This is a genomic window from Neorhizobium sp. PAMB6716 (genome assembly GCF_058242805.1).
In genome coordinates this window covers 1,683,422-1,708,676 of sequence record NZ_CM177835.1, presented here as the reverse complement: position 1 = coordinate 1,708,676, position 25,255 = coordinate 1,683,422, and the positions used below count along the sequence as shown (strand labels likewise).

26 protein-coding genes are annotated in these 25,255 nt (G+C 60.1%); 13 read left to right on the top strand and 13 right to left on the bottom strand.

Annotated features, from left to right (window positions below; translation table 11 throughout):
• The first annotated feature begins 85 nt into the window (after positions 1-85).
• Complete coding sequence (locus AC4CWH_RS08290; protein ID WP_491281595.1) at positions 86-721, top strand: invasion associated locus B family protein; 636 nt, start codon at positions 86-88, stop codon at positions 719-721.
• Between the two features lie 104 nt (positions 722-825).
• On the opposite strand, the gene hspQ is transcribed toward AC4CWH_RS08290, so the two are convergent.
• From hspQ to AC4CWH_RS08275, 3 genes are all read right to left on the bottom strand, one after another.
• Positions 826-1,155, bottom strand: a complete 330-nt coding sequence (gene hspQ, locus AC4CWH_RS08285) for a heat shock protein HspQ (RefSeq protein WP_491281594.1) — start codon at positions 1,153-1,155, stop codon at positions 826-828.
• Positions 1,156-1,358: 203 nt separating this feature from the next.
• Entirely contained in the window at positions 1,359-2,768 is a 1,410-nt protein-coding gene (gene glnA, locus AC4CWH_RS08280; protein ID WP_491281593.1) for a type I glutamate--ammonia ligase, read from the bottom strand.
• Positions 2,769-2,835: 67 nt separating this feature from the next.
• Entirely contained in the window at positions 2,836-3,174 is a 339-nt protein-coding gene (locus tag AC4CWH_RS08275) for a P-II family nitrogen regulator (protein WP_062554525.1), read from the bottom strand.
• Between the two features lie 329 nt (positions 3,175-3,503).
• Here AC4CWH_RS08275 and AC4CWH_RS08270 point away from each other — a divergent pair, with 329 nt between their 5' ends.
• Entirely contained in the window at positions 3,504-5,027 is a 1,524-nt protein-coding gene (locus AC4CWH_RS08270) for an NAD(P)H-hydrate dehydratase (RefSeq protein WP_491321169.1), read from the top strand.
• Positions 5,028-5,035: 8 nt separating this feature from the next.
• On the opposite strand, the gene AC4CWH_RS08265 is transcribed toward AC4CWH_RS08270, so the two are convergent.
• The 3 genes from AC4CWH_RS08265 to uvrA are packed head-to-tail and all read right to left on the bottom strand — an operon-like array spanning position 5,036 to position 9,348.
• Positions 5,036-5,578 (bottom strand): GNAT family N-acetyltransferase, encoded by a 543-nt coding sequence (locus tag AC4CWH_RS08265; protein WP_491321168.1) that lies wholly within the window; start codon positions 5,576-5,578, stop codon positions 5,036-5,038.
• Positions 5,575-6,381 (bottom strand): DUF72 domain-containing protein, encoded by an 807-nt coding sequence (locus AC4CWH_RS08260; protein WP_491321167.1) that lies wholly within the window; start codon positions 6,379-6,381, stop codon positions 5,575-5,577. The genes AC4CWH_RS08265 and AC4CWH_RS08260 overlap by 4 nt, the downstream gene beginning before the upstream one ends.
• A gap of 45 nt (positions 6,382-6,426) precedes the next feature.
• On the bottom strand, positions 6,427-9,348 hold the full coding sequence (gene uvrA / locus AC4CWH_RS08255; protein ID WP_491321166.1) for an excinuclease ABC subunit UvrA: 2,922 nt from the start codon (positions 9,346-9,348) through the stop codon (positions 6,427-6,429).
• Positions 9,349-9,614: 266 nt separating this feature from the next.
• Between uvrA and AC4CWH_RS08250 the strand changes: the two genes are divergently transcribed.
• Entirely contained in the window at positions 9,615-10,166 is a 552-nt protein-coding gene (locus tag AC4CWH_RS08250; protein WP_491321165.1) for a single-stranded DNA-binding protein, read from the top strand.
• 18 nt (positions 10,167-10,184) lie between these two features.
• On the opposite strand, the gene AC4CWH_RS08245 is transcribed toward AC4CWH_RS08250, so the two are convergent.
• Entirely contained in the window at positions 10,185-11,360 is a 1,176-nt protein-coding gene (locus AC4CWH_RS08245) for an HPP family protein (RefSeq protein ID WP_491321164.1), read from the bottom strand.
• Between the two features lie 115 nt (positions 11,361-11,475).
• Positions 11,476-12,105: a MarC family protein gene (locus AC4CWH_RS08240; protein ID WP_491281586.1), complete on the bottom strand. Its 630-nt coding sequence runs from the start codon at positions 12,103-12,105 to the stop codon at positions 11,476-11,478.
• A gap of 207 nt (positions 12,106-12,312) precedes the next feature.
• Between AC4CWH_RS08240 and gyrA the strand changes: the two genes are divergently transcribed.
• Positions 12,313-15,162, top strand: coding sequence for a DNA gyrase subunit A (gene gyrA / locus AC4CWH_RS08235; protein ID WP_491321163.1), 2,850 nt, complete (start codon positions 12,313-12,315; stop codon positions 15,160-15,162).
• Between the two features lie 238 nt (positions 15,163-15,400).
• Here gyrA and AC4CWH_RS08230 read toward each other — a convergent pair whose 3' ends face one another.
• Positions 15,401-15,529: a hypothetical protein gene (locus tag AC4CWH_RS08230; protein ID WP_491321482.1), complete on the bottom strand. Its 129-nt coding sequence runs from the start codon at positions 15,527-15,529 to the stop codon at positions 15,401-15,403.
• Positions 15,530-15,562: 33 nt separating this feature from the next.
• Positions 15,563-15,742 carry a hypothetical protein gene (locus tag AC4CWH_RS08225; RefSeq protein WP_491281583.1) on the bottom strand — a complete coding sequence of 60 codons (180 nt, stop codon included), beginning with the start codon at positions 15,740-15,742 and terminating at the stop codon, positions 15,563-15,565.
• A 392-nt stretch (positions 15,743-16,134) separates the two neighbouring features.
• On the opposite strand from AC4CWH_RS08225, the gene coaD reads away from it, so the two are divergent.
• Genes coaD through tgt form a run of 6 tightly spaced genes read left to right on the top strand, consistent with a single transcriptional unit; the run spans position 16,135 to position 20,632 of the window.
• Positions 16,135-16,629, top strand: a complete 495-nt coding sequence (gene coaD / locus AC4CWH_RS08220) for a pantetheine-phosphate adenylyltransferase (protein WP_491281582.1) — start codon at positions 16,135-16,137, stop codon at positions 16,627-16,629.
• Between the two features lie 29 nt (positions 16,630-16,658).
• Positions 16,659-17,225, top strand: a complete 567-nt coding sequence (locus AC4CWH_RS08215; protein ID WP_491281581.1) for a peptidylprolyl isomerase — start codon at positions 16,659-16,661, stop codon at positions 17,223-17,225.
• A 32-nt stretch (positions 17,226-17,257) separates the two neighbouring features.
• Positions 17,258-17,767, top strand: coding sequence for a peptidylprolyl isomerase (locus tag AC4CWH_RS08210; RefSeq protein WP_491321162.1), 510 nt, complete (start codon positions 17,258-17,260; stop codon positions 17,765-17,767).
• Positions 17,764-18,426, top strand: a complete 663-nt coding sequence (locus AC4CWH_RS08205) for a hypothetical protein (RefSeq protein ID WP_491321161.1) — start codon at positions 17,764-17,766, stop codon at positions 18,424-18,426. The genes AC4CWH_RS08210 and AC4CWH_RS08205 overlap by 4 nt, the downstream gene beginning before the upstream one ends.
• Positions 18,423-19,508 (top strand): tRNA preQ1(34) S-adenosylmethionine ribosyltransferase-isomerase QueA, encoded by a 1,086-nt coding sequence (gene queA, locus AC4CWH_RS08200; RefSeq protein WP_491321160.1) that lies wholly within the window; start codon positions 18,423-18,425, stop codon positions 19,506-19,508. The genes AC4CWH_RS08205 and queA overlap by 4 nt, the downstream gene beginning before the upstream one ends.
• Positions 19,508-20,632, top strand: coding sequence for a tRNA guanosine(34) transglycosylase Tgt (gene tgt / locus AC4CWH_RS08195; protein WP_491321159.1), 1,125 nt, complete (start codon positions 19,508-19,510; stop codon positions 20,630-20,632). Before queA ends, tgt begins: the two co-directional genes overlap by 1 nt.
• A gap of 95 nt (positions 20,633-20,727) precedes the next feature.
• Here the strand turns inward: tgt and AC4CWH_RS08190 are convergent, their stop codons facing one another.
• Together AC4CWH_RS08190 and AC4CWH_RS08185 are read right to left on the bottom strand one after the other, a co-directional pair.
• Positions 20,728-21,150: a DUF4864 domain-containing protein gene (locus AC4CWH_RS08190; RefSeq protein WP_491321158.1), complete on the bottom strand. Its 423-nt coding sequence runs from the start codon at positions 21,148-21,150 to the stop codon at positions 20,728-20,730.
• A 55-nt stretch (positions 21,151-21,205) separates the two neighbouring features.
• Positions 21,206-21,493, bottom strand: a complete 288-nt coding sequence (locus AC4CWH_RS08185) for a hypothetical protein (protein WP_491321157.1) — start codon at positions 21,491-21,493, stop codon at positions 21,206-21,208.
• On the opposite strand from AC4CWH_RS08185, the gene AC4CWH_RS08180 reads away from it, so the two are divergent.
• From AC4CWH_RS08180 to AC4CWH_RS08170, 3 genes are all read left to right on the top strand, one after another.
• Positions 21,486-22,646, top strand: coding sequence for an MFS transporter (locus AC4CWH_RS08180; protein ID WP_491321156.1), 1,161 nt, complete (start codon positions 21,486-21,488; stop codon positions 22,644-22,646). The two genes, AC4CWH_RS08185 and AC4CWH_RS08180, sit on opposite strands and share 8 nt — an antisense overlap.
• A gap of 60 nt (positions 22,647-22,706) precedes the next feature.
• Positions 22,707-23,288, top strand: coding sequence for a J domain-containing protein (locus tag AC4CWH_RS08175; protein ID WP_491281574.1), 582 nt, complete (start codon positions 22,707-22,709; stop codon positions 23,286-23,288).
• 406 nt (positions 23,289-23,694) lie between these two features.
• Positions 23,695-23,979 (top strand): hypothetical protein, encoded by a 285-nt coding sequence (locus tag AC4CWH_RS08170; RefSeq protein ID WP_491321155.1) that lies wholly within the window; start codon positions 23,695-23,697, stop codon positions 23,977-23,979.
• Positions 23,980-24,867: 888 nt separating this feature from the next.
• Here AC4CWH_RS08170 and AC4CWH_RS08165 read toward each other — a convergent pair.
• Positions 24,868-25,086 carry a hypothetical protein gene (locus tag AC4CWH_RS08165; RefSeq protein ID WP_491321154.1) on the bottom strand — a complete coding sequence of 73 codons (219 nt, stop codon included), beginning with the start codon at positions 25,084-25,086 and terminating at the stop codon, positions 24,868-24,870.
• Positions 25,087-25,255 lie beyond the last annotated feature (169 nt).

Here is a 25,255-nt window from a genome sequence, read left to right as displayed (position 1 = left end):
TTTAAACGACAGGTGAGGGACCACGACCCCGGCACGGAGCGGCACAACTGCTTCGAAAAACCGCTTTCAGGAGACGGATTCTGGTATGATGCTTAAGGCAAACAACGTTCTGCGGACGGCAATGTCCGCTCTCGCACTTTCCATCGGCGCTCTTCCGGTCGCAGCTTTCGCCCAGAACGCTGCCGCCCCGGCTGGCGCTCCGCCGCTTGGCTGGTTCAAGACGTGCGAAAAGCAGGACGACAGCGATGTCTGCGCCGTGCAGAACGTGCTTCTGTCGCAGAACGGCCAGCTCATCACGGCCGTTGGCCTGATCACCGTGGAAGGCAAGGTCAACCGCAAGATCCTGCAGGTTTCGGTTCCGTCCGCTCGGCTCATCCAGCCCGGCGTGATGATGCAGATCGATGGCGGCAAGGGCCAGAAGCTCGATTACGTGCTTTGCATTCCCGACCGTTGCACGGCTGAAGTGCCTTTGAGCGATGCAATGATCGCAAGCCTCAAGAAGGGCAATGAGGTGGTCTTCACCTCGATCAATTTCCGCCGCGCGCCGAACCCGATCAAGGTTTCTCTCGGCGGCTTCACCGGCGTTTTCGACGGCCCGGCAATTTCGCAGTCGCAGCTGGCTGAAAGCCAGCGCAGCCTGCAGGAAAGCATGCAGAAGAAGGCCGAAGAAGCACGCAAGAAGCTGGAAGACGCCCAGAACGCTGCCAAGGCTGGTAACTGATAAACGACTGGCTGAAAGGTCATTCGTCTCAATGAAAAACGACGCTGCGGATCATCGCAGCGTCGTTTTTTGTTGAGCCCTTCGGGCGATCGGCCGGCTTGCCTTCAGTGGGCAAGTATCGCTTTCGGGCGCAGCTGCCCGGACGGTGCCCGATCAAAGATCTGCGATACATGCGGATTGCGCAGCGGTTCACCGCTCTCGTCATGCATCAGGTTCTGCTCCGAGACATAGGCGACGTAGGCCGTCTCGTCGTTTTCAGCGAGCAGATGGTAAAAAGGCTGGTCCTTGTGCGGACGGATTTCTGCCGGGATAGAATTCCACCATTCTTCGGTATTGGCGAATTCGGGATCCACATCGAACACAATACCGCGGAACGGAAACACCTTGTGGCGAACGACTTCGCCGATCGTGAATTTTGCGTTTCTCTGTTTCATGATGCGAACTTCCTTTCGCATGACATGTGGTTATTCATCAAACTGACATCAAGTGGCTGGCAGGTCCATGAGAAATCAGGGTTCTGCAAGGGAAATCGCATTTTCAATCTCAAGGCGCAGTCAGGCGGATCTCTCGCGTCCATGAAAAAAACCGGCAGGTGAGACCTGCCGGTTTCCAATTCCAGATCGCGATCGAGCGTCGATCAGATCGAGTAGTACATATCGAATTCGACCGGATGCGGGGTCATTTCGAAACGCATGACTTCCTGCATCTTCAGTTCGATATAGGCATCGATCTGGTCGTCATCGAACACGCCGCCGGCCGTCAGGAACTTGCGGTCCTTGTCGAGGCTGTCGAGCGCTTCGCGCAGGCTGGCGCAGACGGTCGGGATCTTCTTCAGTTCCTTCGGCGGCAGGTCGTAGAGATCCTTGTCCATGGCCTTGCCCGGATGGATCTTGTTCTTGATGCCATCGAGACCGGCCATCAGCATGGCGGCGAAACCGAGATAGGGGTTCTGTGCCGGATCGGGGAAGCGTACTTCCACGCGCTTGGCCTTCGGGCCGGAGCCGAACGGAATGCGGCAGGAGGCCGAACGGTTGCGAGCCGAATAGGCAAGCAGAACCGGCGCTTCATAACCGGGAACCAGACGCTTGTAGGAATTGGTCGTCGGGTTGGTGAAGGCGTTGATCGCCTTGGCGTGCTTGATGATGCCGCCGATGTAATAGAGGCAGGTTTCCGACAGGCCGGCATATTCGTCGCCGGCAAAGGTCGGCTTGCCGTCCTTCCAGATCGACTGATGCACGTGCATGCCCGAGCCGTTGTCGCCATAAATCGGCTTCGGCATGAAGGTTGCCGTCTTGCCATAAGCATTGGCCACCTGATGCACGACATATTTGTAGATCTGCATCTTGTCGGCATTGCGCACCAGCGTGTCGAACTTGACGCCGAGTTCGTGCTGGGCTGATGCCACTTCGTGGTGATGCTTTTCGACGACGACGCCCATTTCGGTCAGCACCGTCAGCATTTCCGAGCGCATGTCCTGCAGGCTGTCGACCGGAGGAACCGGGAAATAGCCGCCCTTGACGCGCGGACGGTGGCCAAGATTGCCCGTCTCATAGTCGGTGTCATCGTTCGACGGCAGTTCCGACGAATCGAGCTTGAAACCGGTATTGTAAGGGTCTGCCTTGTATTTCACGTCGTCGAAGACGAAAAATTCCGGCTCGGGGCCAACAAAGACCGTGTCGCCGATACCGGAGGCCTTCAGATAGGCTTCGGCCTTCTTGGCCGTGCCGCGCGGATCGCGGTTATAGGCTTCGCCGGACACCGGGTCGAGAATGTCGCACATGACAACCATGGTCGACTGGGCAAAAAACGGGTCCATGTGGACGGTTGCCGGATCCGGCATCAGCACCATGTCGGACTCGTTGATGGCCTTCCAGCCGCCGATGGACGAGCCGTCGAACATGACGCCATCGGCGAACATGTCCTCGTCGACCGCCACGACATCCATCGTCACGTGCTGCAGCTTGCCTTTGGGGTCGGTAAAGCGCAGATCGACGAACTTGACGTCGTTCTCCTTGATCTGTTTCATGATGTCGCTTGCGGTCGTCATGGTCTCTCCCTTGGATATGAAATAATGGCGTTATCCGGTTCTTTGCAGCCGGATTTATGACGCAGGTTCAGATGGCGTCCACGCCGGTCTCGCCGGTGCGGATACGAACCACTTCTTCCACGTTGGATACGAATATCTTGCCGTCGCCGATGCGTCCAGTCTGGGCCGCGTTGCGGATGGCGTCGATCACAGCGTCGACATTCTCGTCAGCCAGCACGACCTCGACCTTCACCTTCGGCAGAAAGTCCACGACGTATTCAGCGCCGCGGTAAAGCTCCGTATGTCCCTTCTGGCGTCCGAAGCCCTTGGCCTCCGTCACCGTGATCCCCTGCAGTCCGACCTCTTGAAGCGCTTCCTTAACTTCGTCGAGTTTGAAAGGCTTGATGATCGCTTCGATCTTTTTCATGAGAAAATGTCTCTCCGCTTCTCCCTTGGGAGCAGGCCATTGCCCGCTCGCCCTTGTTGATGCAGGTATCGTGCCAAACCAGGACTGAGTTTGGCAGAAATCCTTTACCGGTTGCCGAGCCCTGGTCGCTCAGCCGGTATGCATATGGCAGGCTATGGTTTCGCGATGCCGGTGGCAAGAGGTGTCTGGAAACTTCACCTCCTGCTTTTCGCGCGTAAAGCCTGCCTTTGTTTCGATGTGGATTTTATTTGTTCAAATGCCCAAAATATAGACATTTTCTGTTCAATTTTCGGGGTTGCGTTTTCGGCTGCCTGGGCTTGAATGGCGCGATGTTTCCAAATGCACCAATTCTGCTCACACCGGACGAGATGGCGGCCGTCGATACGGCGGCGGCCGCCTCCGGCCTTTCGTCGTTTTCGCTGATGGAGAGGGCAGGGCAGGCGGTCGCAGCGGCCGCGCTGAAATTTTATCCCGGCACGCAGCGCTTCCTCGTGCTGGCAGGGCCCGGCAATAACGGCGGCGATGCCTATGTGGCCGCACGTGCGCTTTGCGGCGCCGGAGCAAAGGTGGAGATCCATGCGCTGGCAGACCCGGCGTGCCTTACGGGAGACGCCAGACATGCCTTCGACCTCTATGCGGGCGAAGCGCCCGCTGTTTTTCCCCAGCCGCTTCATCTTTATCGACCGGCAGAGGGCGATCTGGTGATCGACGGCATTTTCGGCGCGGGCCTGTCGCGGGACGTGCCAGACGGCGTGGCCGATATCATTGCGCGCGTCGAAAAGGCGGGCATCCCCGTATTGTCGATCGATCTTCCCTCCGGCGTCTGCGGCGCCCGTGGCCTTGTGCTGGGTGCTGCCTTTAAGGCGGAGCGCACGGTCACCTTCATGACGCGCAAGCCCGGCCACCTGCTGATGCCGGGACGGGCGCTCTGCGGCGCGGTGGAGGTGTTCGATATCGGCATTCCCCAACGCATCCTTGCGCAGAACTTAGGCCAACTGGCCGTCAACGTTCCCTCTGCATGGCGCGCATCGGCTCCGACGCTTGGCAGCGAGACGCACAAATACCGTCGCGGCCATCTCGTCGTGTTCAGCGGCGGGAAAAGTCACACAGGCGCCGCCCGCCTTTCGGCAGCCGCAGCCCTCCACATGGGCGCAGGGCTGGTGACCATTGCCTCGCCCACCGAGGCGCTGTCGGAACAGGCACCGGCGCTGACGGCCGTCATGCTCAGACAGATCGACACGAGCGGCGATCTGCAGGACTGGCTGGCTGCGGGAAAACTTGCCGCCTTCGTTATCGGCCCGGGTTTTGGCATTGGCGAGAAAGTCCGCGATTTTGTGCGCGCGATTGCAGAAAAGCCGGTGGTGGTCGATGCTGATGCCATCACTTCGTTTGCTGCAGGCACTGGCGGGTCAGCGCCCGAGGACCTGTTTTCGCTGTTTGAGCGGGGCGAGACGCGGCTGGTGCTGACGCCGCACGAAGGTGAATTCGGGAGGCTTTTTCCCGATCTTGCCGGCGATGCGAGGCTTGGCAAGATGGAAAAAGCAAGGGCGGCGGCTCTGCGCGCGCATGCCGTCATCGTCTACAAGGGAGCAGACACGGTGGTGGCGCATCCGGACGGTCGCGCGCTGATCAACGAGAACGCCCCGCCCTGGCTTGCGACGGCAGGTTCCGGCGATGTACTGGCCGGGCTGATCGGGGCGCTTCTCGCGCAGGGCATGCCGGCCTTCGAGGCTGCCGCGGCCGGTGTTTTCCTGCATGGAGAGGCAGGCATGAGAGCCGGGCTTGGCCTGACGGCCGAAACCCTTGTCCAACACGTCCGCCCGATCGAGGCCTTGCGCAAGGCGTCTTCCTGAACCCGCCTTTACGGCAGAAAGTCGAGAAGCATCGCCACGCGGCGGGCGGGATCAAGCCCCTGTCGTACCTCTTCCTCCAGAATGTGCGCCAAACGCTTGGTGCAGGCTTCTTTCTCCACGATGCGAAAGCCAAGCGTCGCGTAAAATGGTGCATTGAATGGGGCGAACCGATCCGTGGTCAACGTTGCACCTTGAAGCTTGTGCGACCGACCTTCAAGGAGAAGGGCCTGCACCAGACGCCGGCCAATGCCCTTGCGCTGGAAGTCGGGGTGAACATCCATCTCACCGATATGCAGCCAATCACCATCTGCGATAGAACCACCGGCATAGCCGACCGGCTCTGCATCAAGGAAAGCCGCGACCAGCATGCCCGCATCGAGGTAGGTCTGCAATTCGTCCAACGTGGCTGCTGATGCTTCGCCAGTGACGGCACCTGCCGCCTGAAGGGTGGCAAAGGCGGCAAGTTCTAGGGCTCGCAGGCTTTCAAAATCCGCCCTGCCTGCTGCGGCAATGCGAACCGTAAACGCATCTGTTTGCGTTACCGCCTTCACGGCGCCACTGATTTTTGCAGATGGCGCGCACCGTTCGGCGCATTCACCTTGCCGCCGGAGATGAAGAAGGCAAAGACATCGCGCGGTTTTACCGGCCCCTGATGGTCCGGTGCATTGCGTGGCAGATCCTTTGGCACGCCGCCTTTCGCATAGTTTTTGAACCGCTCGGCCCAGAGGTCGATGTCTTCTGGCGGATAGCAGGTCGGCGTGTCGTCCGTTCCCTTTTGCAGGCGGGCATAGACGAAATCGGCGGTGACATCGGCAAACATCGGGTAGTCGGGATGATCGGCGCAGACGGCGGCAACCTGGTATTTTGACAGGAGATCGACAAACTCGGGCGTGCAGAAACTCTCATGACGGGGCTCCACCACGTGGCGAAGCGGCAGGCCGTCGAGCGTTTTCGGCAATTGCTGGAGAAAGGCCTCGAAATCTTCCGGTTCGAATTTCTTCGTTCCCATGAACTGCCAGAGAATGGGTCCGAGATGGGGCCCCAATTCGGCAATGCCCTGGCCGAGAAACTTTTCGATCGACGGCCCGGCTTCCGCCAGCACCTTTCTGTTGGTGCAGTAGCGGCTGGCCTTCAGGGAAAACACGAAACTCTCCGGCACCTCAGCCGCCCATTTGGCAAAGGTGGCCGGCTTCTGGCTGGAATAATAGGTGCCGTTCACCTCGATGGCCGTCAGTTCGCGGCTGGCAAATTCCAGTTGACGCTTCTTGGTGAGCTTTTCCGGATAAAATGTGCCCTCCCAGGGATCGAAGGTCCAGCCACCGATGCCGGTGCGGATTATGCCGGATGTGCTCATGCGTTGGTCCTTTCGATCCATGGTGGCAGGGCAGGCGGCAGAGCCTTATTCTGCCGCTTCGACTTTGCGGACCGGCCGGCGCTCCAGCAGGTCTTTCAGGAACTGGCCCGTATAGGAGCGCTTTTCCTTGACGATGGCTTCCGGCGTTCCTGTTGCCACAATCTCGCCACCACCGGTGCCACCTTCCGGGCCGATATCGATGACCCAGTCTGCCGTCTTGATGACTTCCAGATTGTGCTCGATGACGACGACCGAATTGCCCTGGTTGACCAGTTCATGCAGCATTTCCAGCAGTTTTGCGACATCGTGGAAGTGCAGCCCGGTTGTCGGTTCATCCAGAATATAGAGCGTGCGGCCGGTCGAGCGTTTTGACAATTCCTTGGCCAGCTTCACGCGCTGCGCCTCGCCGCCCGACAGCGTATTGGCCTGCTGGCCGACCTTGATATAACCGAGGCCGACATCGAACAGCGCCTGCAGCTTGTCGCGCACCGCCGGAACCGCCGAGAAGAAGTCGACACCTTCCTCCACCGTCATGTCGAGCACGTCGGCAATCGACTTGCCCTTGAAGGTGACATCCAGCGTTTCGCGATTGTAGCGCTTGCCGTGGCAGACATCGCAGGTGACATAAACGTCCGGCAGGAAGTGCATCTCGATCTTGATGACACCATCACCCTGGCAGGCCTCGCAACGACCGCCCTTGACGTTGAACGAGAAGCGGCCAGGCTGATAACCGCGCGCTTTTGCCTCCGGCAGGCCGGAAAACCAGTCGCGGATCGGCGTAAACGCGCCGGTATAGGTGGCGGGGTTCGAGCGCGGCGTGCGCCCGATCGGCGACTGGTCGATATCGATCACCTTGTCGATGAATTCAAAACCATCGATGCGGTCATGGTCGGCCGGAATTTCGCGCGCGCCCATGACACGGCGTGCGGCGGCCTTGTACAGCGTCTCAATCAGGAAGGTCGACTTGCCGCCGCCGGACACGCCGGTGACGGCGGTGAACAGGCCAAGCGGCACGGCGGCCGTGACATTCTTCAGATTGTTGCCACGGGCGCCGAAAACCTTCAGCTCCTTGCCTTTCTTCGGCTTGCGCCGTTCGGCGGGAACGGGCACGCCGAGTTCGCCGGAGAGGTATTTGCCCGTCAGCGATTTCGGATGCGCCATCACCTCCTGCGGCGTGCCGGCGGCAATGACCTCGCCGCCATGAATGCCGGCAGCCGGGCCGATATCGACCACATAATCGGCCGACAGGATCGCGTCCTCGTCATGCTCGACCACCAGCACCGTGTTGCCGATGTCGCGCAGGTGTTTCAGCGTGTCGAGAAGGCGGGCATTGTCGCGCTGGTGAAGACCGATCGACGGTTCGTCCAGCACATAGAGCACGCCGGTGAGGCCCGAGCCGATCTGCGAGGCGAGCCGGATGCGCTGGCTTTCTCCGCCCGACAGCGTGCCGGAATTGCGCGACAGGCTCAAATAATCCAACCCGACGTCGTTGAGGAAGCGCAGCCGCTCGCGAATTTCCTTGAGGATGCGCACGGCAATCTCGTTCTGCTTGGCGTTCAGCCGCTCCGGCAGATCCTCAAACCAGTCGCGCGCCACCTTGATCGACATCTGCGTGACCTGACCGATGTGCATCTTATCGATCTTGACCGCCAGCGCTTCCGGTTTCAGGCGAAAACCGGAACAGGCCGGGCAGGGTGCCGCCGACATGTAACGTTCGATTTCCTCGCGCGCCCAGGCGCTGTCGGTTTCCTTCCAGCGGCGCTCGAGATTGGGCACGATGCCTTCGAAATTCTTCGTCGTCTTGTAGGCGCGCGCGCCATCGACGTAATGAAACTCGATCTTTTCGTCCGTGCCGTGGAGGATCGCGCCCTGCGCTTCCTTGGACAGTTTAGCCCAGCGGTCCGACAGCTTGAAGCCATAGACCTTGCCCAATCCTTCCAGCGTCTGGTTGTAGTAGGGCGAGGAGGATTTGGCCCAGGGCGCGATGGCGCCATCCTTCAGTGTGCGCTCCGTCTCCGGGATGATGAGCGCTTCATCGACCTTCTGCTGCGACCCCAGACCGTCGCAGGTCGGGCAGGCACCGAAGGGATTGTTGAAGGAAAACAACCGCGGCTCGATTTCCGGAATGGTGAAGCCGGAGACGGGGCAGGCGAATTTTTCCGAAAACAGCACCCGTTCATGGGTCTCGTTGAGCGATTTGTTGGCCGAACCGCCGGCAGAGGTTTCCTCCGGCGGCAACGGCTTGTCGGCAAATTCGGCAATCGCCAGACCATCCGCCAACCGCAGGCAGGTTTCCAGACTGTCGGCCAGACGCGCCCCTATATCGGAGCGCACCACGACGCGGTCAACCACCACATCGATATCGTGCTTGTATTTCTTGTCGAGCGTCGGGGCTTCGGCGATCTCGTAAAAGGTGCCATCCACCTTCACGCGCTGAAAACCTTTCTTCATGAGGTCGGCGAGTTCCTTCTTGTACTCGCCCTTGCGGCCGCGCACGAGGGGCGCCAAGATATAGAGGCGGGTGCCTTCCTCGAAGGCCAGAACCCGGTCCACCATCTGGCTCACCGTCTGGCTTTCGATAGGAAGGCCGGTGGCTGGCGAATAGGGAACGCCGACGCGCGCAAACAGAAGGCGCATGTAGTCGTAGATCTCGGTGACGGTGCCAACCGTCGAGCGCGGGTTTTTCGAGGTGGTTTTCTGCTCGATGGAAATAGCCGGCGACAGGCCGTCGATCTGGTCGACATCCGGCTTCTGCATCATTTCCAGGAACTGGCGCGCATAGGCCGAAAGGCTTTCGACATAACGCCGCTGGCCTTCCGCATAGATGGTGTCAAAGGCCAGGGATGATTTTCCCGATCCGGACAGGCCGGTCATCACGATCAGGCTGTTGCGGGGCAGGTCGAGATCGATGCCCTTGAGATTGTGCTCGCGGGCACCGCGAATGGAAATCGTCTTGAGTTCGCTCATCGTGAAAAAGGCTCTGTGGGAGGACAAGTCCCTTATCTAGTGATCCAACGGCTGGTGTCGAGGCGAAAGGCGTTGCCGAGTGGCTTTTCGATTCGTCCTACGCATCCGGGCGTTGACAGGATCATAGCGGAATACTAGAACAAAGAAAGAACAAATTTGCTTGTGGATTACCGATCTCCAAAACCCATTCGCCGCCGGCAATGGGGTAGAGTGGGAAAGGTTTTTAAAATTCGCGCGCCGCATGCGGCAGCAGACAAGGTGAAAAAATGGCTGGCAGCGTCAACAAGGTAATTTTGATCGGCAATCTCGGCGCCGACCCGGAAATCCGTCGGACGCAGGACGGCCGGCCGATTGCCAACCTGCGCATCGCAACGTCTGAAACCTGGCGCGACCGCAACAGCGGCGAGCGCAAGGAAAAGACCGAATGGCACAGTGTGGTGATCTTCAATGAGGGTCTCTGCAAGGTGGCCGAGCAGTACCTGAAAAAGGGCGCCACGGTTTATATCGAAGGCCAGCTGCAGACCCGCAAGTGGCAGGACCAGACCGGCAATGACCGTTACTCCACCGAAGTCGTGCTGCAGGGTTTTAACTCCACGCTGACCATGCTGGGTGGTCGTGGTGAAGGCGGCGGCGGGCAGGGCGCTGGCTTTGGCGGCGGCAGATCCGGCGGCCAGCCGGCTGGCGGTGGTGATTTCGGTGGCGGCTATGGCGACGATTATGATCGCGCGCCGGCATCGTCCAGCCGCGGCGGCCAGCCTTCCGGTGGCGCTGCCGGCGGCGGTTTTGCCCGCGATCTCGATGACGACATCCCATTCTGATTCTTCTATAGCTATCGTTCAGGATGCGGCCGGCGAAGCGGATGTTTCGCCGGCCGTTTTGTCTTCGAGCATGGCGACCAACGCGTCGGATTGCGAGATGATGCCGGTCAGTCGGTTGCCCTCGCGCACCACCGGCAGGTGATGCAGGCCACCTTCGGCAAAGGCGATGATAGCCTCGGCGATGGGCGTGTCTCCCCGCACCGTGCGCACGGGCGCCGTCATGATGTCCTTGACCGTATCGTTCGGCGCCGACGCGCCGGACAGGATCAGGCTCAGCCGTTGTCTGAACGCGATGCGCGGACGCCCCGCCACCCAGCGCGGCTTGTGCAGGAAATCGCTCTGCGTGACGATGCCGATAACTTCTGCCCGGTCGTTGGTCACGGGGAGCGCATGAAACCGGTATCGATGCATCAGGGCATAGGCTTCGCGAAGACTGGTATCGGGCGCCACCGCCACGACATCGCGTGACATGATGCTGGCGCAATCGGCATGCTGCGCGCGGCGGCGATAAGAGCGCAGTTCGGTGCGCCGCAAAATGGTTTCGAGGTCGCCGCGGTCGATATCCAGAAACCGGTCATAGTCCTTCAGCACCTCGTCCAGATCTTCCGTCAGAAATCCGATACGCGAGAGCGGCGCTGGATCGGCCGTTACGCGGGAAAAAGGCTGCAGGCGGTGCGGATAGATGCCTCCGGTCAGACGGTGAAAGACAAGCGCGCTTGCAAGCAGCAGCAGCGAATTGCCAAGAACCGGCCATAACACGAAACCGAACCCCAGATCGTGAACGGCAGCACCGCCAACGACGGCCGTCAGCGCCACGGCGCCGCCCGGAGGGTGCAGGCAGCGGCAGGCCGTCATCACAGCGATCGCGAGGCTGACGGCAAGCGCTGCGGCGAGAACTGGGTCTGCTACCAGAACCGTCGCTGCCACACCCATCAATGCCGAAAGCCCGTTCCCGCCGACCACCGACCAGGGCTGCGCCAGCGGGCTGGAGGGCACGGCAAACAGCAGCACGGCCGAGGCACCCATGGGGGCAATCAGCGCGGGGGCGGCAAGGCCGAGCTTCAGGGCAAGAAGGCTTGCAACAGCCGTGACGGCAATTCCGACAAGCGCGCCCATCGGCGCGCGGATGCGTTCCTTGAGGCTGAGCGGCGGCGGCGTGGGCAGAAAGCGGCGGAGGTCGAAAATGGGTTTCATGTCATGGGCCTGGGGTGCGGAAGAAGGCGGTGTGAAGACCCTCTTTCCGGCAGCAGAGGAAGCAGCAACGCGCTCACAGCGCTGCATCGGGAGGAGGCGTGTGTCGACAGAACAGTCAGAGCGCAAAAGCGGATTTGACGCCATCGACGACAAACTGCGCCGAGAGGGCGGCGAGCAGCACGCCGAGGAGACGCGTTAGAAGCGCGCGGCCGGAGACGCCGAGATACTGGTCGAGCCGGTCGGCAATCATCAGCGCGATCAGTACGGTTGCCATGGCAATCGCCAGCATCAGGATGAGCAGCGCCCGGTCGAGCGGTTCGGCAAAGGAGCCGGCGAGCAGCACAGTGGCCGAAATGGCGCCGGGGCCGGCAATCAGTGGCAGCGCCAGCGGAAAAATGGCGATATTCTGGATGTGGTCGATGGTGATGGCAGTCTTGGACGTCTCTTCCTTGCGGTCGTTGCGCTTCTGGAAAATCATCTCGAAGGCAATCCAGAACAGCAGCAGACCGCCGGAAATCCGAAACGCGCCCATTGAAATGCCGAGCAGCGACAGGATGCCAGCACCGAAGAGGGCAAACACCGCAAGAATGAAAAAGGCGATCACCGAGCCGCGCCAGGCCACCTGGCGTCGCTGCGCCCGTGTGAGCCCCGCTGTCAGGCCGAGAAAGATCGGCGCCAACCCCGGCGGATCAAGGGTGACCAGCAGCGTCGTGAACGCGCTCATGATGGTATCTGCGCTCGCCATCCGTCTTCCCCCTGACGCCGCTTGCGGCGGCCCGTTAACATTGTTAGGACAGTTCTGCGGGCGAGGAAAGTTCCAGATGCACTGACTTTCGTGCATTTGCCCCGCAAACGTCGCAAAAGCCTGTTCAAAACCTGCCGGTAAATTGGCGTTGAACCGGCCTTTCGGCTATACAGAACCAACTGATTCCGAACAGAGATCGTATCCGATTTGACTGAGCAGAGCACCCCCGGCGGCGGAAAGCTGCCTCCCGGCATCGAACCTATTTCCATCATGGAGGAGATGCAGCGGTCTTATCTCGACTACGCCATGAGCGTTATCGTGAGCCGCGCGCTGCCTGACGTGCGTGACGGTTTGAAGCCGGTCCATCGACGCATCCTTTACGGGATGAATGAACTTGGGCTGGACTGGAACAAGAAATACGTCAAGTCGGCGCGCGTGACCGGTGACGTGATGGGTAAATACCATCCGCACGGCGACTCCGCGATCTATGACGCCTTGGCCCGCATGGCGCAGGATTGGTCTTTGCGCATGCCGCTGATCGATGGTCAGGGCAATTTCGGCTCCATCGATGGCGATCCGCCGGCAGCCCAGCGTTATACCGAGTGCCGCCTGCAGAAGGTGGCGCATGCGCTGCTCGACGATCTCGACAAGGAAACAGTGGATTTCCGCGACAACTACGACGGCACCATGTCGGAGCCGGTCGTTGTTCCCGCAAAGTTCCCGAACCTGCTGGTTAACGGTGCGGGCGGCATTGCCGTCGGCATGGCGACCAACATTCCGCCGCACAACCTGGTGGAAGTGATCGATGGGGTCATCGCCCTCATCGATAATCCGGCCATCGAACTTCCGGAACTGATGCAGATCATTCCCGGCCCGGACTTTCCGACCGGCGCGCTGATTCTTGGCCGTTCCGGTATCCGCTCGGCCTATGAGACCGGCCGCGGGTCTGTCATCATGCGCGGACGCGCCCGTATCGAGCCGATGCGCGGCGACCGCGAGCAGATTATCATCGACGAGGTTCCCTTTCAGGTGAACAAGGCGACGATGATCGAAAAGATCGCCGAACTGGTGCGTGACAAGCGCATCGAGGGCATTTCGGATCTGCGCGACGAAAGCGACCGCCAGGGTTACCGCGTCGTCATCGAGTTGAAGCGCGATGCCAATGCCGATGTGATCCTCAACCAGCTCTATCGTTACACCCCGCTGCAGACCTCGTTCGGCTGCAACATGGTGGCGCTGAACGGCGGCAAGCCGGAACAGCTGACGCTGCTCGACATGCTGCGCGCCTTTGCCGTCTTCCGCGAGGAAGTGGTTAGCCGGCGAACCAAGTACCTTCTGCGCAAGGCGCGTGATCGCGCCCATGTGTTGGTCGGCCTTGCGATCTCGGTCGCCAATATCGACGAGATCATCAGTCTCATCCGCCGTGCGCCCGATCCGCAGACGGCGCGCGAGCAGCTGATGACCCGCCGCTGGCCGGCCATGGATGTCGAAGCGTTGATCCGTCTAATCGACGATCCGCGCCATCGCATCAACGAGGACGGCACGTATAACCTCTCGGAAGAGCAGGCGCGGGCCATTCTCGAACTGCGCCTGGCACGCCTCACGGCGCTCGGTCGTGATGAAATCGGCGACGAGCTGAACAAGATCGGCGCCGAAATCAGCGATTATCTCGATATCCTGTCATCGCGCCTGCGCATCCAGACCATCGTCAAGGATGAACTCATCGCCGTGCGCGACGAGTTTGGCACGCCGCGCCGCACCGTCATCATGGATGGCGGCCCCGACATGGACGACGAGGACCTGATTGCCCGCGAGGACATGGTCGTCACCGTGTCGCATCTGGGTTACATCAAGCGCGTTCCGCTTACCACCTACCGCGCCCAGCGCCGTGGCGGCAAGGGACGGTCGGGAATGGCTACCCGGGATACGGATTTCGTTACCCGGCTATTTGTTGCCAATACCCATACGCCGGTTCTGTTCTTTTCCTCGCGTGGCATCGTCTACAAGGAAAAGGTCTGGCGCCTGCCGATCGGCACGCCGCAGTCTCGCGGCAAGGCGCTCATCAACATGCTGCCGCTCGAGCCGGGTGAACGTATCACCACCATCATGCCACTGCCCGAGGATGAAAAGAGCTGGGAGAACCTCGACGTGATGTTCTCCACGACGCGCGGAACCGTGCGCCGTAACAAGCTGTCGGACTTCATCCAGGTCAACCGCAACGGCAAGATCGCCATGAAACTCGAGGAAGAGGGCGATGAAATCCTCTCCGTCGAGACCTGCAATGGTGCGGGCGCTGCCGACAACGACGCAGGTGACGACGTGCTGCTGACGACGGCACTTGGCCAGGCCATCCGCTTCCCCGTCGATGAAGTGCGTGTCTTTGCCGGCCGCAATTCCATCGGTGTGCGCGGCATCACCCTTGCATCCGGCGACCGCATCATCTCGATGACGATCGTTGGCCATGTGGATGCCGAGCCGTGGGAGCGCGCCGCCTATCTGAAGCGCTCTGCTGCCGAGCGCCGCGCCAGCGGTGTCGACGAGGAGGATATCGCGCTTGTCGGTGAAGAGGTCGGCGAAGTCGGCGAACTCAAGGACGAGCGTTACCAGGAACTGAAGGCACGCGAGCAGTTCGTGCTGACGATTTCCGAAAAGGGTATTGGCAAGCGGTCCTCCACCTATGATTTCCGCACCTCCGGTCGCGGTGGCAAAGGCATCCGCGCCACCGATACCTCCAAGACGGCGGAAATCGGCCAGCTGGTCGCCGCCTTCCCGGTCGAGGTCAAGGACCAGATCATGCTCGTCTCCGATGGTGGCCAGCTGATCCGCGTGCCTGTTGATGGCATCCGCATCGCCAGCCGCGCCACCAAGGGGGTCACCATATTCTCCACCGCCAAGGATGAGAAGGTCGTGTCGGTGGAACGGATCAGCGAACCGGAAGGTGACGAGGATACCGCAGGTCTGCCGGAAGAGGTTCTGGCCGAAACCGGTGATCTCGGGGCAGCTGCACCGTCGCAAGACGGCGCGTCCGGCGAAGGCGGCGAGGGGCAGCCCGAGTAAGGCCTCTCTCTCTGATGAATTTGAAAGGCCGGGCAACTTCATCGCCCGGCCTTTTTGTTGCTCTCAAAGAATGATGGAGAACAGGACTGTGCAAAAAAAAAGCGCGCATGAAAAAAGCCGGGGCTTTCGCCACCGGCTTTTTTCAGGACCGGGTGAACCCGGCTTGTCAGTCTTGGGATTAAGTTTTTATTCCGGATGAGCGGTTTTGACCTCTCCATCCGTTCCGCAGGCGTTTGCCTTAGAACGCGCTGTGGCGTTTGGCAAAATCGCGCAGGTTGGCGTGTTCACGCCGAAGTTCCGTCACGGTGGAAGTCACAGTTGCCACGAACATGGTGCTGATCAGGCCAGCAAGAACAATCATCGTCACGTACATATGCATTCCTTCCTTGACGGATGAAACTCAGTAGTACGGCTGCTCCACGTAGCTGCCCGTCATCTGAGTATAATTGACTTCATTGACGTTGGACTTCCCCTGATAAAGCGTGACCGTTGCAGTCATCATCACTGCAATCACCGCCGTCCACACCACATTGATCATGGTGATGGTGTCCGGCATGGCCGTCTTTTTCTTGGCAAACATTTCCAACTTCCTTTTCGTTGACCAGAACGCGCATCGCGCTCATGGGTTCCACCCGATTATGAAGAGACCCTAACGTGTGGCCTCTGAAGCCTGCCTGAAGGCGCCGTTCATCTGGCGTTCAGAATTCGTTAAGGTTCGACCCTTGCTGGCGTTGATCGAAAGAACGTCAACCGCAGAATGCGGAAGGGTTTTGCCGGTCATCAGGCTCGCCAGCCTTGTTTTTGTTCATCTTCGGGACGCAACCTTCTATCGCGCCGTTTGAATGGTGACAGATAATCATAGATCGCCTGAAACGGTCTTGAACGCCGCGTTCATCTGCCGTTCATCCGGGTGGACGCTTGCGAACAGGCGTCTTCCATGACACAAGGCGTCAAATCGCCAGGCGAGGTGCAATGCGGACAGCCTTCTATCCGGGATCTTTCGACCCCATGACGAATGGTCATCTGGATGTTCTCATCCAGGCGCTGAATGTTGCCGATGCGGTCACGGTGGCGATTGGCGTGCATCCGGGCAAAGCGCCGACGTTCAGCTTCGAGGAGAGGGCGGAGCTTATTCGTCTTTCGCTGCAAGAGGTGCTGCCGGAGCGGGCAGCCCAGCTGACCGTGGTGGCCTTCGACGGTCTTGTGGTGGAAGCCGCGCGCCAGAAGGGTGCCACCCTTTTGATCCGCGGGCTGCGCGATGGCAGCGATTTCGATTACGAAATGCAGATGGCGGGCATGAATGCGGCGATGGCGCCTGACATCCAGACCGTCTTCCTGCCGGCCGGTACGGCTTCGCGGCCTATTACGGCCACATTGGTTCGTCAGATCGCGGCCATGGGCGGAGATGTAAAGGCCTTTGTGCCGGCCCCCGTTCTCGATGCCCTTTCCAGGAAGTTCAAGCGCTGAGGCGCCAAGTCCAACACGGAGTTCACCCGATGAAACTTCTCACCCTTGCCTTTGCCGGCGCCATGGCCGCCGTATCCTTTGCCTCGACGGCGCTGGCGGCAGCCGATGATTTCCTCACCATCCAGCTGAAGAGCGGCCCCGTCGTCGTGCAGCTGATGCCGGAGGTCGCGCCCAAGCATGTGGCGCAGATCAAGAAGCTCGCCACGGAAGGCAAATACAACAATGTCGCCTTCCACCGCGTCATCGACGGCTTCATGGCGCAGACCGGCGACGTGCAGTTCGGCAATATGGAAAAGGGTTTTGACGCCCGCCGTGCCGGCACCGGCCAGTCCGACCTGCCCAACATTCCCGCCGAGTTTTCCAAGGTTCCGTTTGAGCGCGGCACCGTCGGCATGGCGCGGTCGCAGGATCCCAATTCCGCCAATTCGCAGTTCTTCATCATGTTCGACCAGGGCTCGTTCCTCAACGGACAATATACCGTCGTCGGCAAGGTCGTGTCGGGCATGGAAAATGTCGACAAGATCAAGCGCGGGCAGGGCGGCAATGGAGAAGTTTCAAGCCCCGACCGGATGATCAAGGTCACCGTCGGAAAGTAAAGGGCGCAACGCCCGTCAAGAAGGAGAGAAACATGGCCGAGATCAAGGATCCGGAAAACACCATCATCCTGGAAACCACCAAGGGCCAGGTCGTTATCGCCCTGATGCCGGACCTGGCACCTGGCCATGTCGCCCGCATCAAGGAACTGGCACGCGAAGGCGCCTATGACGGCGTCGTCTTCCACCGCGTCATCCCCGATTTCATGGCGCAGACCGGCGACGTGAAGTTCGGCAAGAAGGGCGGCGAAAGTTTTAACCCGGGTCGCGCCGGCATGGGCGGTTCCGACAAGCCGGATCTGGCTGCGGAATTCTCGGCCGTTCCGCATGTGCGCGGCACGTGCTCGATGGCCCGTTCGCAGAGCCCGAACTCGGCCAATTCGCAGTTCTTCATCTGCTTTACCGATGCGCCTTGGCTCAACAAGCAGTATTCCGTCTGGGGTCAGGTCATCGAAGGCATGGACGTCATCGACCTCGTCAAGAAGGGCGAGCCGGTCACGGATCCCGATTCGATCATCTCGATGAAGGTTGCTGCGGACGCATGACATCCGCATCGAACGTATCTTACACGTTCGAAGATTTAGGGGCCGTGCTGCATAAGGCACGGCTCCGTGCTTCTGAGACTATGTCCGCGCAAGACGATGCTTGGCGGCGTTTGACCCGTGGCGCGCGTCATCAGTTAGCTAATTCTGCGGACGGATTGACGCGGAAGCAAATTCTTGCCGCACCGGACTTCTTTTATTCGCATCTGCGATCGGCAGTATTTTCCGCCGCCTGTTATTTCGAGTATTCGACTGTTTTTGACAAGCTGTCTGCAAAGACCGTTCCCGATCCTGTCAGAGACGCCGCCATTGAGGCCGCACATGTCTTTGCTGACGTAGTTCCCATCGATTTATTCAATGCAATGAATACAGCTTCTTCGGTCGAAATGGTCGTGATTGCGCCGGAATGGGGTAAAAAATCGAAGGATTGCTTTGCTGAGATATTCCCCCATGTGAAAGAAGCACGCGATGCGGTCACACATGCTCATGACCGTCAGTTTGGCAGATATGTTAGCAAGCTGCTTCCCAACGCCGAAGTGGGAGGTGGACCCTTGGCCCACTGCGGTAAACGATATACCGACGACCGAGGCGGCAAATTCATATTCGAATTTGATTTATATCGATTCGAGCGCCTGCTTCAGAGTTTCGCGAGCTTAGTATGAAAGTAGACCTTTTCGATTTCGATCTGCCGGATGACAACATTGCGCTGCGGCCGGCAAGCCCGCGCGATAGCGCGCGCCTGCTGATCGTTCGCCCTCAGCATGATCCGGTGCTGGAAGACCGCATCGTGCGCGACCTGCCGTCCTTCCTCAAACCCGGCGACGCGCTGGTGTTTAACGATACCAAGGTCATTCCCGCCCAGCTCGAAGGGGTTCGCACGCGAGAGGGCGCGCCGGATCTTTCGGTCTCTGCCACGCTGCATATGCGCGTGGCGCCCGACCGCTGGAAGGCTTTTGCCAAACCCGGCAAACGGCTGAAGATCGGCGATCGCATCCGCTTTGGCCATTCCGGCGAAACCTGCGCGCTCGGCACGCTTGATGCTCTGCTTGCGGAGAAAGGCGAGGGCGGCGAGGTGACGCTGCATTTCGATCTCTCCGGCCCGGCGCTCGACGAGGCGATCATGGCTGTCGGCCATATTCCGCTGCCGCCGTATATCGCCGCAAAGCGCCCGGAAGATGCGCAGGATACCAAGGATTACCAGACCATTTATGCGCGCGAGGAAGGGGCCGTGGCGGCCCCTACCGCCGGCCTGCATTTCACACCCGATCTTTTTGCAGCACTCGATGCCGCCGGCATCGAAAAGCATTTCGTGACGCTGCATGTCGGCGCCGGCACGTTTTTGCCCGTCAAGGCCGACGATACGGCCGAACACAAGATGCATTCGGAAATCGGCCATGTCAGCGCCGAAACCGCCGCCGCTCTTAATGCCGTGAAGGCGCGGGGTGGCCGCATCGTGTCGGTTGGCACCACCTCGCTGCGTCTGCTCGAAAGTGCGGCAAGCGAGGATGGCACGATCAACGCCTGGTCCGGCGCCACCGACATTTTTATCACCCCCGGCTACCGGTTTCGCGCCGTGGACGTGCTGATGACCAATTTTCACCTGCCGCGCTCGACGCTGTTCATGCTGGTCTCGGCCTTTGCCGGTTTTGACACGATGACGCGCGCTTACGCCCATGCCATTTCCTCGGGCTATCGCTTCTATTCCTACGGCGATTCCAGCCTGCTTTTCCGGAACAATTCCTGATGACCACCGAGAATTTCCAGTTCACGCTCAAGGCAACCGACGGTAACGCCCGCCTCGGCGAGATTTCCATGCCGCGCGGCACCATCCGCACACCGGCCTTCATGCCTGTCGGCACCGTTGGTACGGTGAAGGCGATGTATCTCGATCAGGTGAGGGAAGGCGGCGCCGATATTATTCTCGGCAATACCTACCACCTGATGCTGCGCCCTGGCGCGGAACGTGTCGCCCGCCTTGGCGGCCTGCATGAGCTGATCCGCTGGCCAGAGCCGATCCTCACCGATTCGGGCGGCTTCCAGGTGATGTCACTGTCGGGCCTGCGAAAACTCGACGAGAAGGGCGTGACCTTCAAGAGCCATATCGATGGCAGCACGCATCACATGTCTCCGGAACGTTCCATCGAGATCCAGGGTCTGCTCGATTCGGATATCCAGATGCAGCTGGACGAATGCGTGGCACTGCCGGCCGAGCCGAAGGAAATCGAACGCGCCATGGAGCTTTCGCTGCGCTGGGCCGAACGCTGCCGCGTGGCCTTTGGCGAACAGCCGGGCAAGGCCATGTTCGGCATCGTGCAGGGCGGCGACCAGCCTGACCTGCGCATCCGCTCGGCAGAAGGGCTGACCGAACTGGACCTCAAAGGCTACGCCGTCGGTGGCCTTGCCGTCGGCGAACCGCAGGAGGTGATGCTGGATATGCTCGGCATCACGCTGCCGGTGCTGCCGTCCACCAAGCCGCGTTACCTGATGGGCGTCGGCACGCCCGATGACATCATCAAATCTGTGGCAAAGGGCATCGACATGTTCGACTGCGTGATGCCGACCCGCTCCGGCCGCCATGGGCTCGCCTTCACCCGCAAGGGCAAGGTCAATATCCGCAATGCCAAGCACGCCGAAGACATGCGCCCCTTGGACGACCAGTCGAACTGCCCGGCCAGCCGCGATTATTCACGCGCCTACCTGCACCATCTCGTGCGCGCAAACGAGGCGCTGGGCGGCATGCTTCTGACCTGGAACAACCTGTCCTATTATCAGGACCTGATGCAGGGCATCCGCAAGGCGATTGCCGAAGGTCGTTATGCGGATTTCATGGCGGAAACGCAGGAAGCCTGGGCGCGCGGCGACGATTGATTCTTTTTTCCCTTTCACGCCACGTCGCGAAAGGAGCATGGTTGCCTGTTCGGTCGACCACAAAGGGTGATACCGAGGGCAGGCGATGACGATGCTCAGATGCCGGTGCTGGTGGTGTTTTTCAGCATCCGGGCGCCGTTGATCCGGTAGCTGCCATTGTCCTGCAACCGCATCTCGTAGACCGCCGTCCAGTCCGTCTCCTCGCCCTCGATCATCACCTCCTGGTAAACGATCTCGCCGCCGGCCACCAGTTTCGAGCGGCCGAAGGCGTAACGTGTGGCATGGCGCAGCGGCTTGTAATGCTGGTCCACCATGGCAGCGAACCGGTCCTGATCGGGAAACAGGCTTCGAATGCCGGGGGAGGCGAGTGCATAGGCCGTGGCATTGTCGCCGCGTATCAGCGCCTCGATCTGGCGGGTGATGATTTTGCGCGCAGTGTCAGCGGGGTCCTCGGCCCGTGACGGAACGCCGGCGGCAAGCGCGAACAGACAGAAAGCAAGCATCAGACGGAGGGGCATCAGACGAGACATCATACGAAGAGGCATCATACGAAACGACATGGCGCGACGGTCCTCATGGCAAAAGCAGGATAGGCTCTTTTTCCGGATCGGCAAACGCGCGTCGCGGGCCATGTGGGCGATAACCAGCCAGCCCCGCAAAACACTGTTTCCCTGCAGTCACTACGGGAGAAATAGCAAGCGCGATCACCGGACGGATGTCGAACGCAATCTTGTCGTCAGGCGTTCCCGGTGCCAGAGGTGAGCAACTCTGCCGTTTCCGGATATTTCCCCCGATGCCGATTCTTGCGCCGCCTGCGCTGCTGTTCTTTTGCAATGCGCTGATTTTCGTTTCCTTGTTCACCCGTCTTCCCGCCATCCAGGAAGGGCTCGGCGTCGATAAGGCCGTGCTCGGCATGGCACTCCTCGGTGCGCCGGTCGGCACCTTTCTGGCGCTGCCGATTGCCGGGCGGGTGACGGCCCAGCTTACCCCTCGCATTGCCGCGCCGCTCATGTTGTCGGTCGCCGGTCTCCTGACGCCGCTGCTGACTGTCGTTCCGATCTGGGGCTTTTTCCTCGGCTTCCTGCTGTTCGGCTTTTTCCGCACCATCCACGACGTTTCCGCCAACATGATCTCGACCGGGATCGAGCAGCGCACCGGCCGCAAGGTCTTGTCGCGCAGCCACGGTTTCTGGTCCGTCGGTCTGTTGGCGGGCTCGCTGGTCTCGGGGTTCCTCGCATCACGTGAGGTCAGCCCGTTTGTCCACCAGTCCGGCGCAGCGCTGGTTGTGGTTCTCTGCTGTCTCATCGTCTGGAAAATCACGCCGGTGGAGCCGCGCGTGGTGCATCGCCCCTCCGGCCGGCGCCCGGTTTTCGTGCTGCCGGATCGGATCATCGTCCTCATCTGCATCATGGTGTTCGGCATAGGCATCAGCGAAGGGGCGGTCTATGACTGGGGCATCTTTTACCTGCGCGAAGTGCTGCATGCGGATGCGGCAACCGCCGGCGTGCTGTATGCGGGCTTTACCGTCGGCATGGGCGCCACCCGCATGGTGGGCGATGTGCTGCGCGAAAAGTTCAGGCCGCTGACGCTGGTGCGCGGTTCTGCCGCCTGCGTTGCCATCGGCCTTGTGGCACTGTTGTCCACCAGCGGGTTGCCGCTTGCGGGGGCCGCGCTTTTTCTCATCGGCTGCGGGGTCGCCCTCGGCTTTCCGCTTGCCGTTGCAACGACGGTGGAACTGGGGCGCGGCCAGACGGCAGATAATCTTGCAGCGCTTTCCTTGACGCTTCTCCTCTCCAGTATCGGCGTGCCACCGCTTCTGGGCTTTGTTGCAGAGCACGTCGGTCTTGTCGCCAGTTTTGCTCTGCTCTTGCCCTTCCTCGCCGTCAGCGTCATCATGGCGCCGGTGGCAGAAGGCCGCGTGCCACGGTTCCTTGTCGGCTTTGTCAAAGTGGCAAAGGCTGGGGATAATGTCGATCCGGCCGCCGTTTCGCCACAAGATGCCGCGAGGGGTTGAGGCTTGCCGCGCGGGAGACTACGAGAGGTGACCTTGGAAGCCCTGAAACCAGGTGGAACCGTGACCGATCCATACAAGACACTCGGCGTGCCGCGCGATGCCGATGGCGCAGCCATCAAATCGGCCTATCGCTCCCGGGCCAAAAGCGCGCATCCGGATTCCGGCGGCGATGTGGAGGCGTTTGCGCGGCTGACGACATCCTACGAACTCCTGCTCGACCCCGTGCGCCGAAAGATCTACGACGATACCGGCTATGACCCGCAACTGACCGATGCCAAGGATCTGGAAGGCCTTTTGCTGCTGGACGGGCTGGTCAACGAGATCATCCTGGACGAACGCCCGCCTGGCAGTTTCGACCCCGTCTCGGCCATGCGCCGCAAGCTGACCGACCGGATCGTCAACGCGCGTTTTCACATCCTGGAGCTGGAGCGTCACCGCGGCCGCATCCGCAACCACATGGACCGCATGGGAAAACGCCCGGAAAGCGACGTGCTGGGCCGCATGTTGACGGCCCGCTGCGATGCGATTGCCGACGCGATGACGAAGACTGAGACCGAGATCAAGGTGATCGAGCAGGCCTATTCCATGCTGGAAGGGTATTCCTACGAGTTGGAAGTGGAGATGCCAAAGGCGGCTGAATAATCCGTTTGGCATCGTGCCAACGACCGCGTGCGAACCCGGACGTCCGATCTCCGGGAAATCCACTGGTGATACAAGGGGTGCGATCCCCCCGGGTCGGATGGGTGGGAAGCTCGCCTGCCATTTCGTTGGCCATGGGAAGAAAGCGGAAAAATACCCATGTTCTCCATCCCCATCATGTCCGCTTGACACGGCCCGGGTTCTAAAGCCGAACATGCTCAACGATTATCTTGTTCCCGACAACACTGGACGACAGCACTCCCGTGGCCGAGGAACAAAAGCCCTTCGGATCTGTTGAAATCTCATCAGCGCGCATCTGCAGGCCTTGAACAGGCTTCAAAGTGTAGCGTCAACAGGAAGAGCATTTCCTTGCGTTATATGACCGCAAGGTGCTCTGGGAGGAGTGACCATGGCCTATAGCCCCAACGACCGCGGCCCCGACATTCCGCCGACCCGCGGCAAGACAAGATCCACCGTCGTGTGGATCGGCCTGCTTGCAGTGATTTTGATCGGCGGCTTGATCTGGTCTCAATCCGGCACGCCGACGGATCCGGCAACGACCTCATCGACCACGCAGGCCCCCACCAGCCAGTCCCCCGCAGCGCCCATGCCTGGCGCAGGCACCCCGACAGGCGCAACCAGCGAACCGGCCGCTCCGGCACCAGCAACGCCCGGGCAGCCCGCACAGCCTTAGGCCAATTTCAATCAGATCAAAGAGGCCTCTTCCGTACCATGCGGGAGGGGCTTTTCGATGTTCGGAAGTTTTTGAAGGTTTGCGTCATTGGTTATCGGTCAGCGCTACCACGCATTTCTCCAATACTCGCCTGGTTTGATCTCTATACCCGCTTTTTCTTCGGATTGATCCGGCTTTTGCCGGACACATGCGGACTAAGTTGCATCGAAAAATCTAGGTTTTCAAAGGGGTTGCAGGCGTATACGCACACCCTCGGATATGAAAATGGCGGAAGAGGTGTCTTTCGACTTAAGGTCCACAGGGTGTTGATTTTGCTGGAAAATAAAAATGGAAAATTCGAATAATACCCGCCTCTATACCCGCTTTTGACGGGGCTAGGATTTTCACATTTGTTCCCGAAATCAGATGCCCATACCCCGTTCAATGGCCTGTCGCATGCACGAATCCCATGCCATGTTGCGAAGGCGGTAGAGCTTCACTGCTGCCAGGCGCTCGGGCGATCCGCCCTTATAGGCCCAAGGAGGGTTGTCGCCAAATCTCCGACGATACTGCCGCCGCAGATTGCTACAGCGACGGCGCTTTAAAACGGAAACTGCGCGCCAATGAGGCGCGCAGATCCAAGCCGTATATCCGTCTCGGTTGTGGTAGCTGCGTTTGCAGAAAGGCACGCAGCAGGTAATCCGCGTGGTCATTCTTCCGTGAGCCTCTGTTGTGGCGATGGCGGGCCGGCGTATGGTAGCGGGCATAGACGGCCGATGCCATAGCGTTTGTCATCAGGGGCTATAAGCTCTTCCGTCAGACTGCAACGATACATACCGCCCGAGTAATAATTGCAGTTCGGGCAATCTGCGCAAACGCGGATAAAAGTTTGGATGACGCGCACGGGGCTCATAGGCAAGCCCCCTTGATGGCGTCCCGCTTTGCCTCGGCCATCGTGTTGACGCCCTCGAGCGTCCAGCCATCATAGAGATACCCGCCATCTTTCCAGCGGACGCGAGTGTAGAATTTGCGGTCCGGATCTCCGGGGCAGGGATCATACTCGATTTCAATCGTTGCCCCTTTGTGGGTGCCACGGAAATAGCCAGGCGCCCGCTCAAGAATTCGCATCTGTCACCCCCTCCCTCGGTTGGGGCGCTGTGGCCATGCGATTCTTTCGCGGGTGCCTTTTGCGGCGATCCCCGTTCATATCCAGCCATTCGTACCCATGCTGCGGCTGCCAGTCCCTATCCATGGGGCCATCCACAACGATGCAGATGATGTCGGGGTAAATCCGATA

Excerpts from the sequence above, each read along its gene's own strand:
- tgt (WP_491321159.1), top strand. The coding sequence starts at position 19,508 with ATGACCACCGAGAATTTCCAGTTCACGCTCAAGGCAACCGACGGTAAC.
- AC4CWH_RS08260 (WP_491321167.1), bottom strand. The coding sequence starts at position 6,381 with ATGAGCACATCCGGCATAATCCGCACCGGCATCGGTGGCTGGACCTTC.
- AC4CWH_RS08225 (WP_491281583.1), bottom strand. The coding sequence starts at position 15,742 with ATGTTTGCCAAGAAAAAGACGGCCATGCCGGACACCATCACCATGATC.
- AC4CWH_RS08240 (WP_491281586.1), bottom strand. The coding sequence starts at position 12,105 with ATGGCGAGCGCAGATACCATCATGAGCGCGTTCACGACGCTGCTGGTC.
- AC4CWH_RS08275 (WP_062554525.1), bottom strand. The coding sequence starts at position 3,174 with ATGAAAAAGATCGAAGCGATCATCAAGCCTTTCAAACTCGACGAAGTT.
- AC4CWH_RS08165 (WP_491321154.1), bottom strand. The coding sequence starts at position 25,086 with ATGCGAATTCTTGAGCGGGCGCCTGGCTATTTCCGTGGCACCCACAAA.
- AC4CWH_RS08190 (WP_491321158.1), bottom strand. The coding sequence starts at position 21,150 with ATGCCCCTCCGTCTGATGCTTGCTTTCTGTCTGTTCGCGCTTGCCGCC.
- AC4CWH_RS08245 (WP_491321164.1), bottom strand. The coding sequence starts at position 11,360 with ATGAAACCCATTTTCGACCTCCGCCGCTTTCTGCCCACGCCGCCGCCG.
- AC4CWH_RS08205 (WP_491321161.1), top strand. The coding sequence starts at position 17,764 with ATGACATCCGCATCGAACGTATCTTACACGTTCGAAGATTTAGGGGCC.
- hspQ (WP_491281594.1), bottom strand. The coding sequence starts at position 1,155 with ATGAAACAGAGAAACGCAAAATTCACGATCGGCGAAGTCGTTCGCCAC.
- glnA (WP_491281593.1), bottom strand. The coding sequence starts at position 2,768 with ATGACGACCGCAAGCGACATCATGAAACAGATCAAGGAGAACGACGTC.
- AC4CWH_RS08215 (WP_491281581.1), top strand. The coding sequence starts at position 16,659 with ATGAAACTTCTCACCCTTGCCTTTGCCGGCGCCATGGCCGCCGTATCC.
- AC4CWH_RS08290 (WP_491281595.1), top strand. The coding sequence starts at position 86 with ATGATGCTTAAGGCAAACAACGTTCTGCGGACGGCAATGTCCGCTCTC.
- AC4CWH_RS08270 (WP_491321169.1), top strand. The coding sequence starts at position 3,504 with ATGTTTCCAAATGCACCAATTCTGCTCACACCGGACGAGATGGCGGCC.
- AC4CWH_RS08210 (WP_491321162.1), top strand. The coding sequence starts at position 17,258 with ATGGCCGAGATCAAGGATCCGGAAAACACCATCATCCTGGAAACCACC.
- AC4CWH_RS08170 (WP_491321155.1), top strand. The coding sequence starts at position 23,695 with ATGGCCTATAGCCCCAACGACCGCGGCCCCGACATTCCGCCGACCCGC.
- coaD (WP_491281582.1), top strand. The coding sequence starts at position 16,135 with ATGCGGACAGCCTTCTATCCGGGATCTTTCGACCCCATGACGAATGGT.
- AC4CWH_RS08250 (WP_491321165.1), top strand. The coding sequence starts at position 9,615 with ATGGCTGGCAGCGTCAACAAGGTAATTTTGATCGGCAATCTCGGCGCC.
- uvrA (WP_491321166.1), bottom strand. The coding sequence starts at position 9,348 with ATGAGCGAACTCAAGACGATTTCCATTCGCGGTGCCCGCGAGCACAAT.
- queA (WP_491321160.1), top strand. The coding sequence starts at position 18,423 with ATGAAAGTAGACCTTTTCGATTTCGATCTGCCGGATGACAACATTGCG.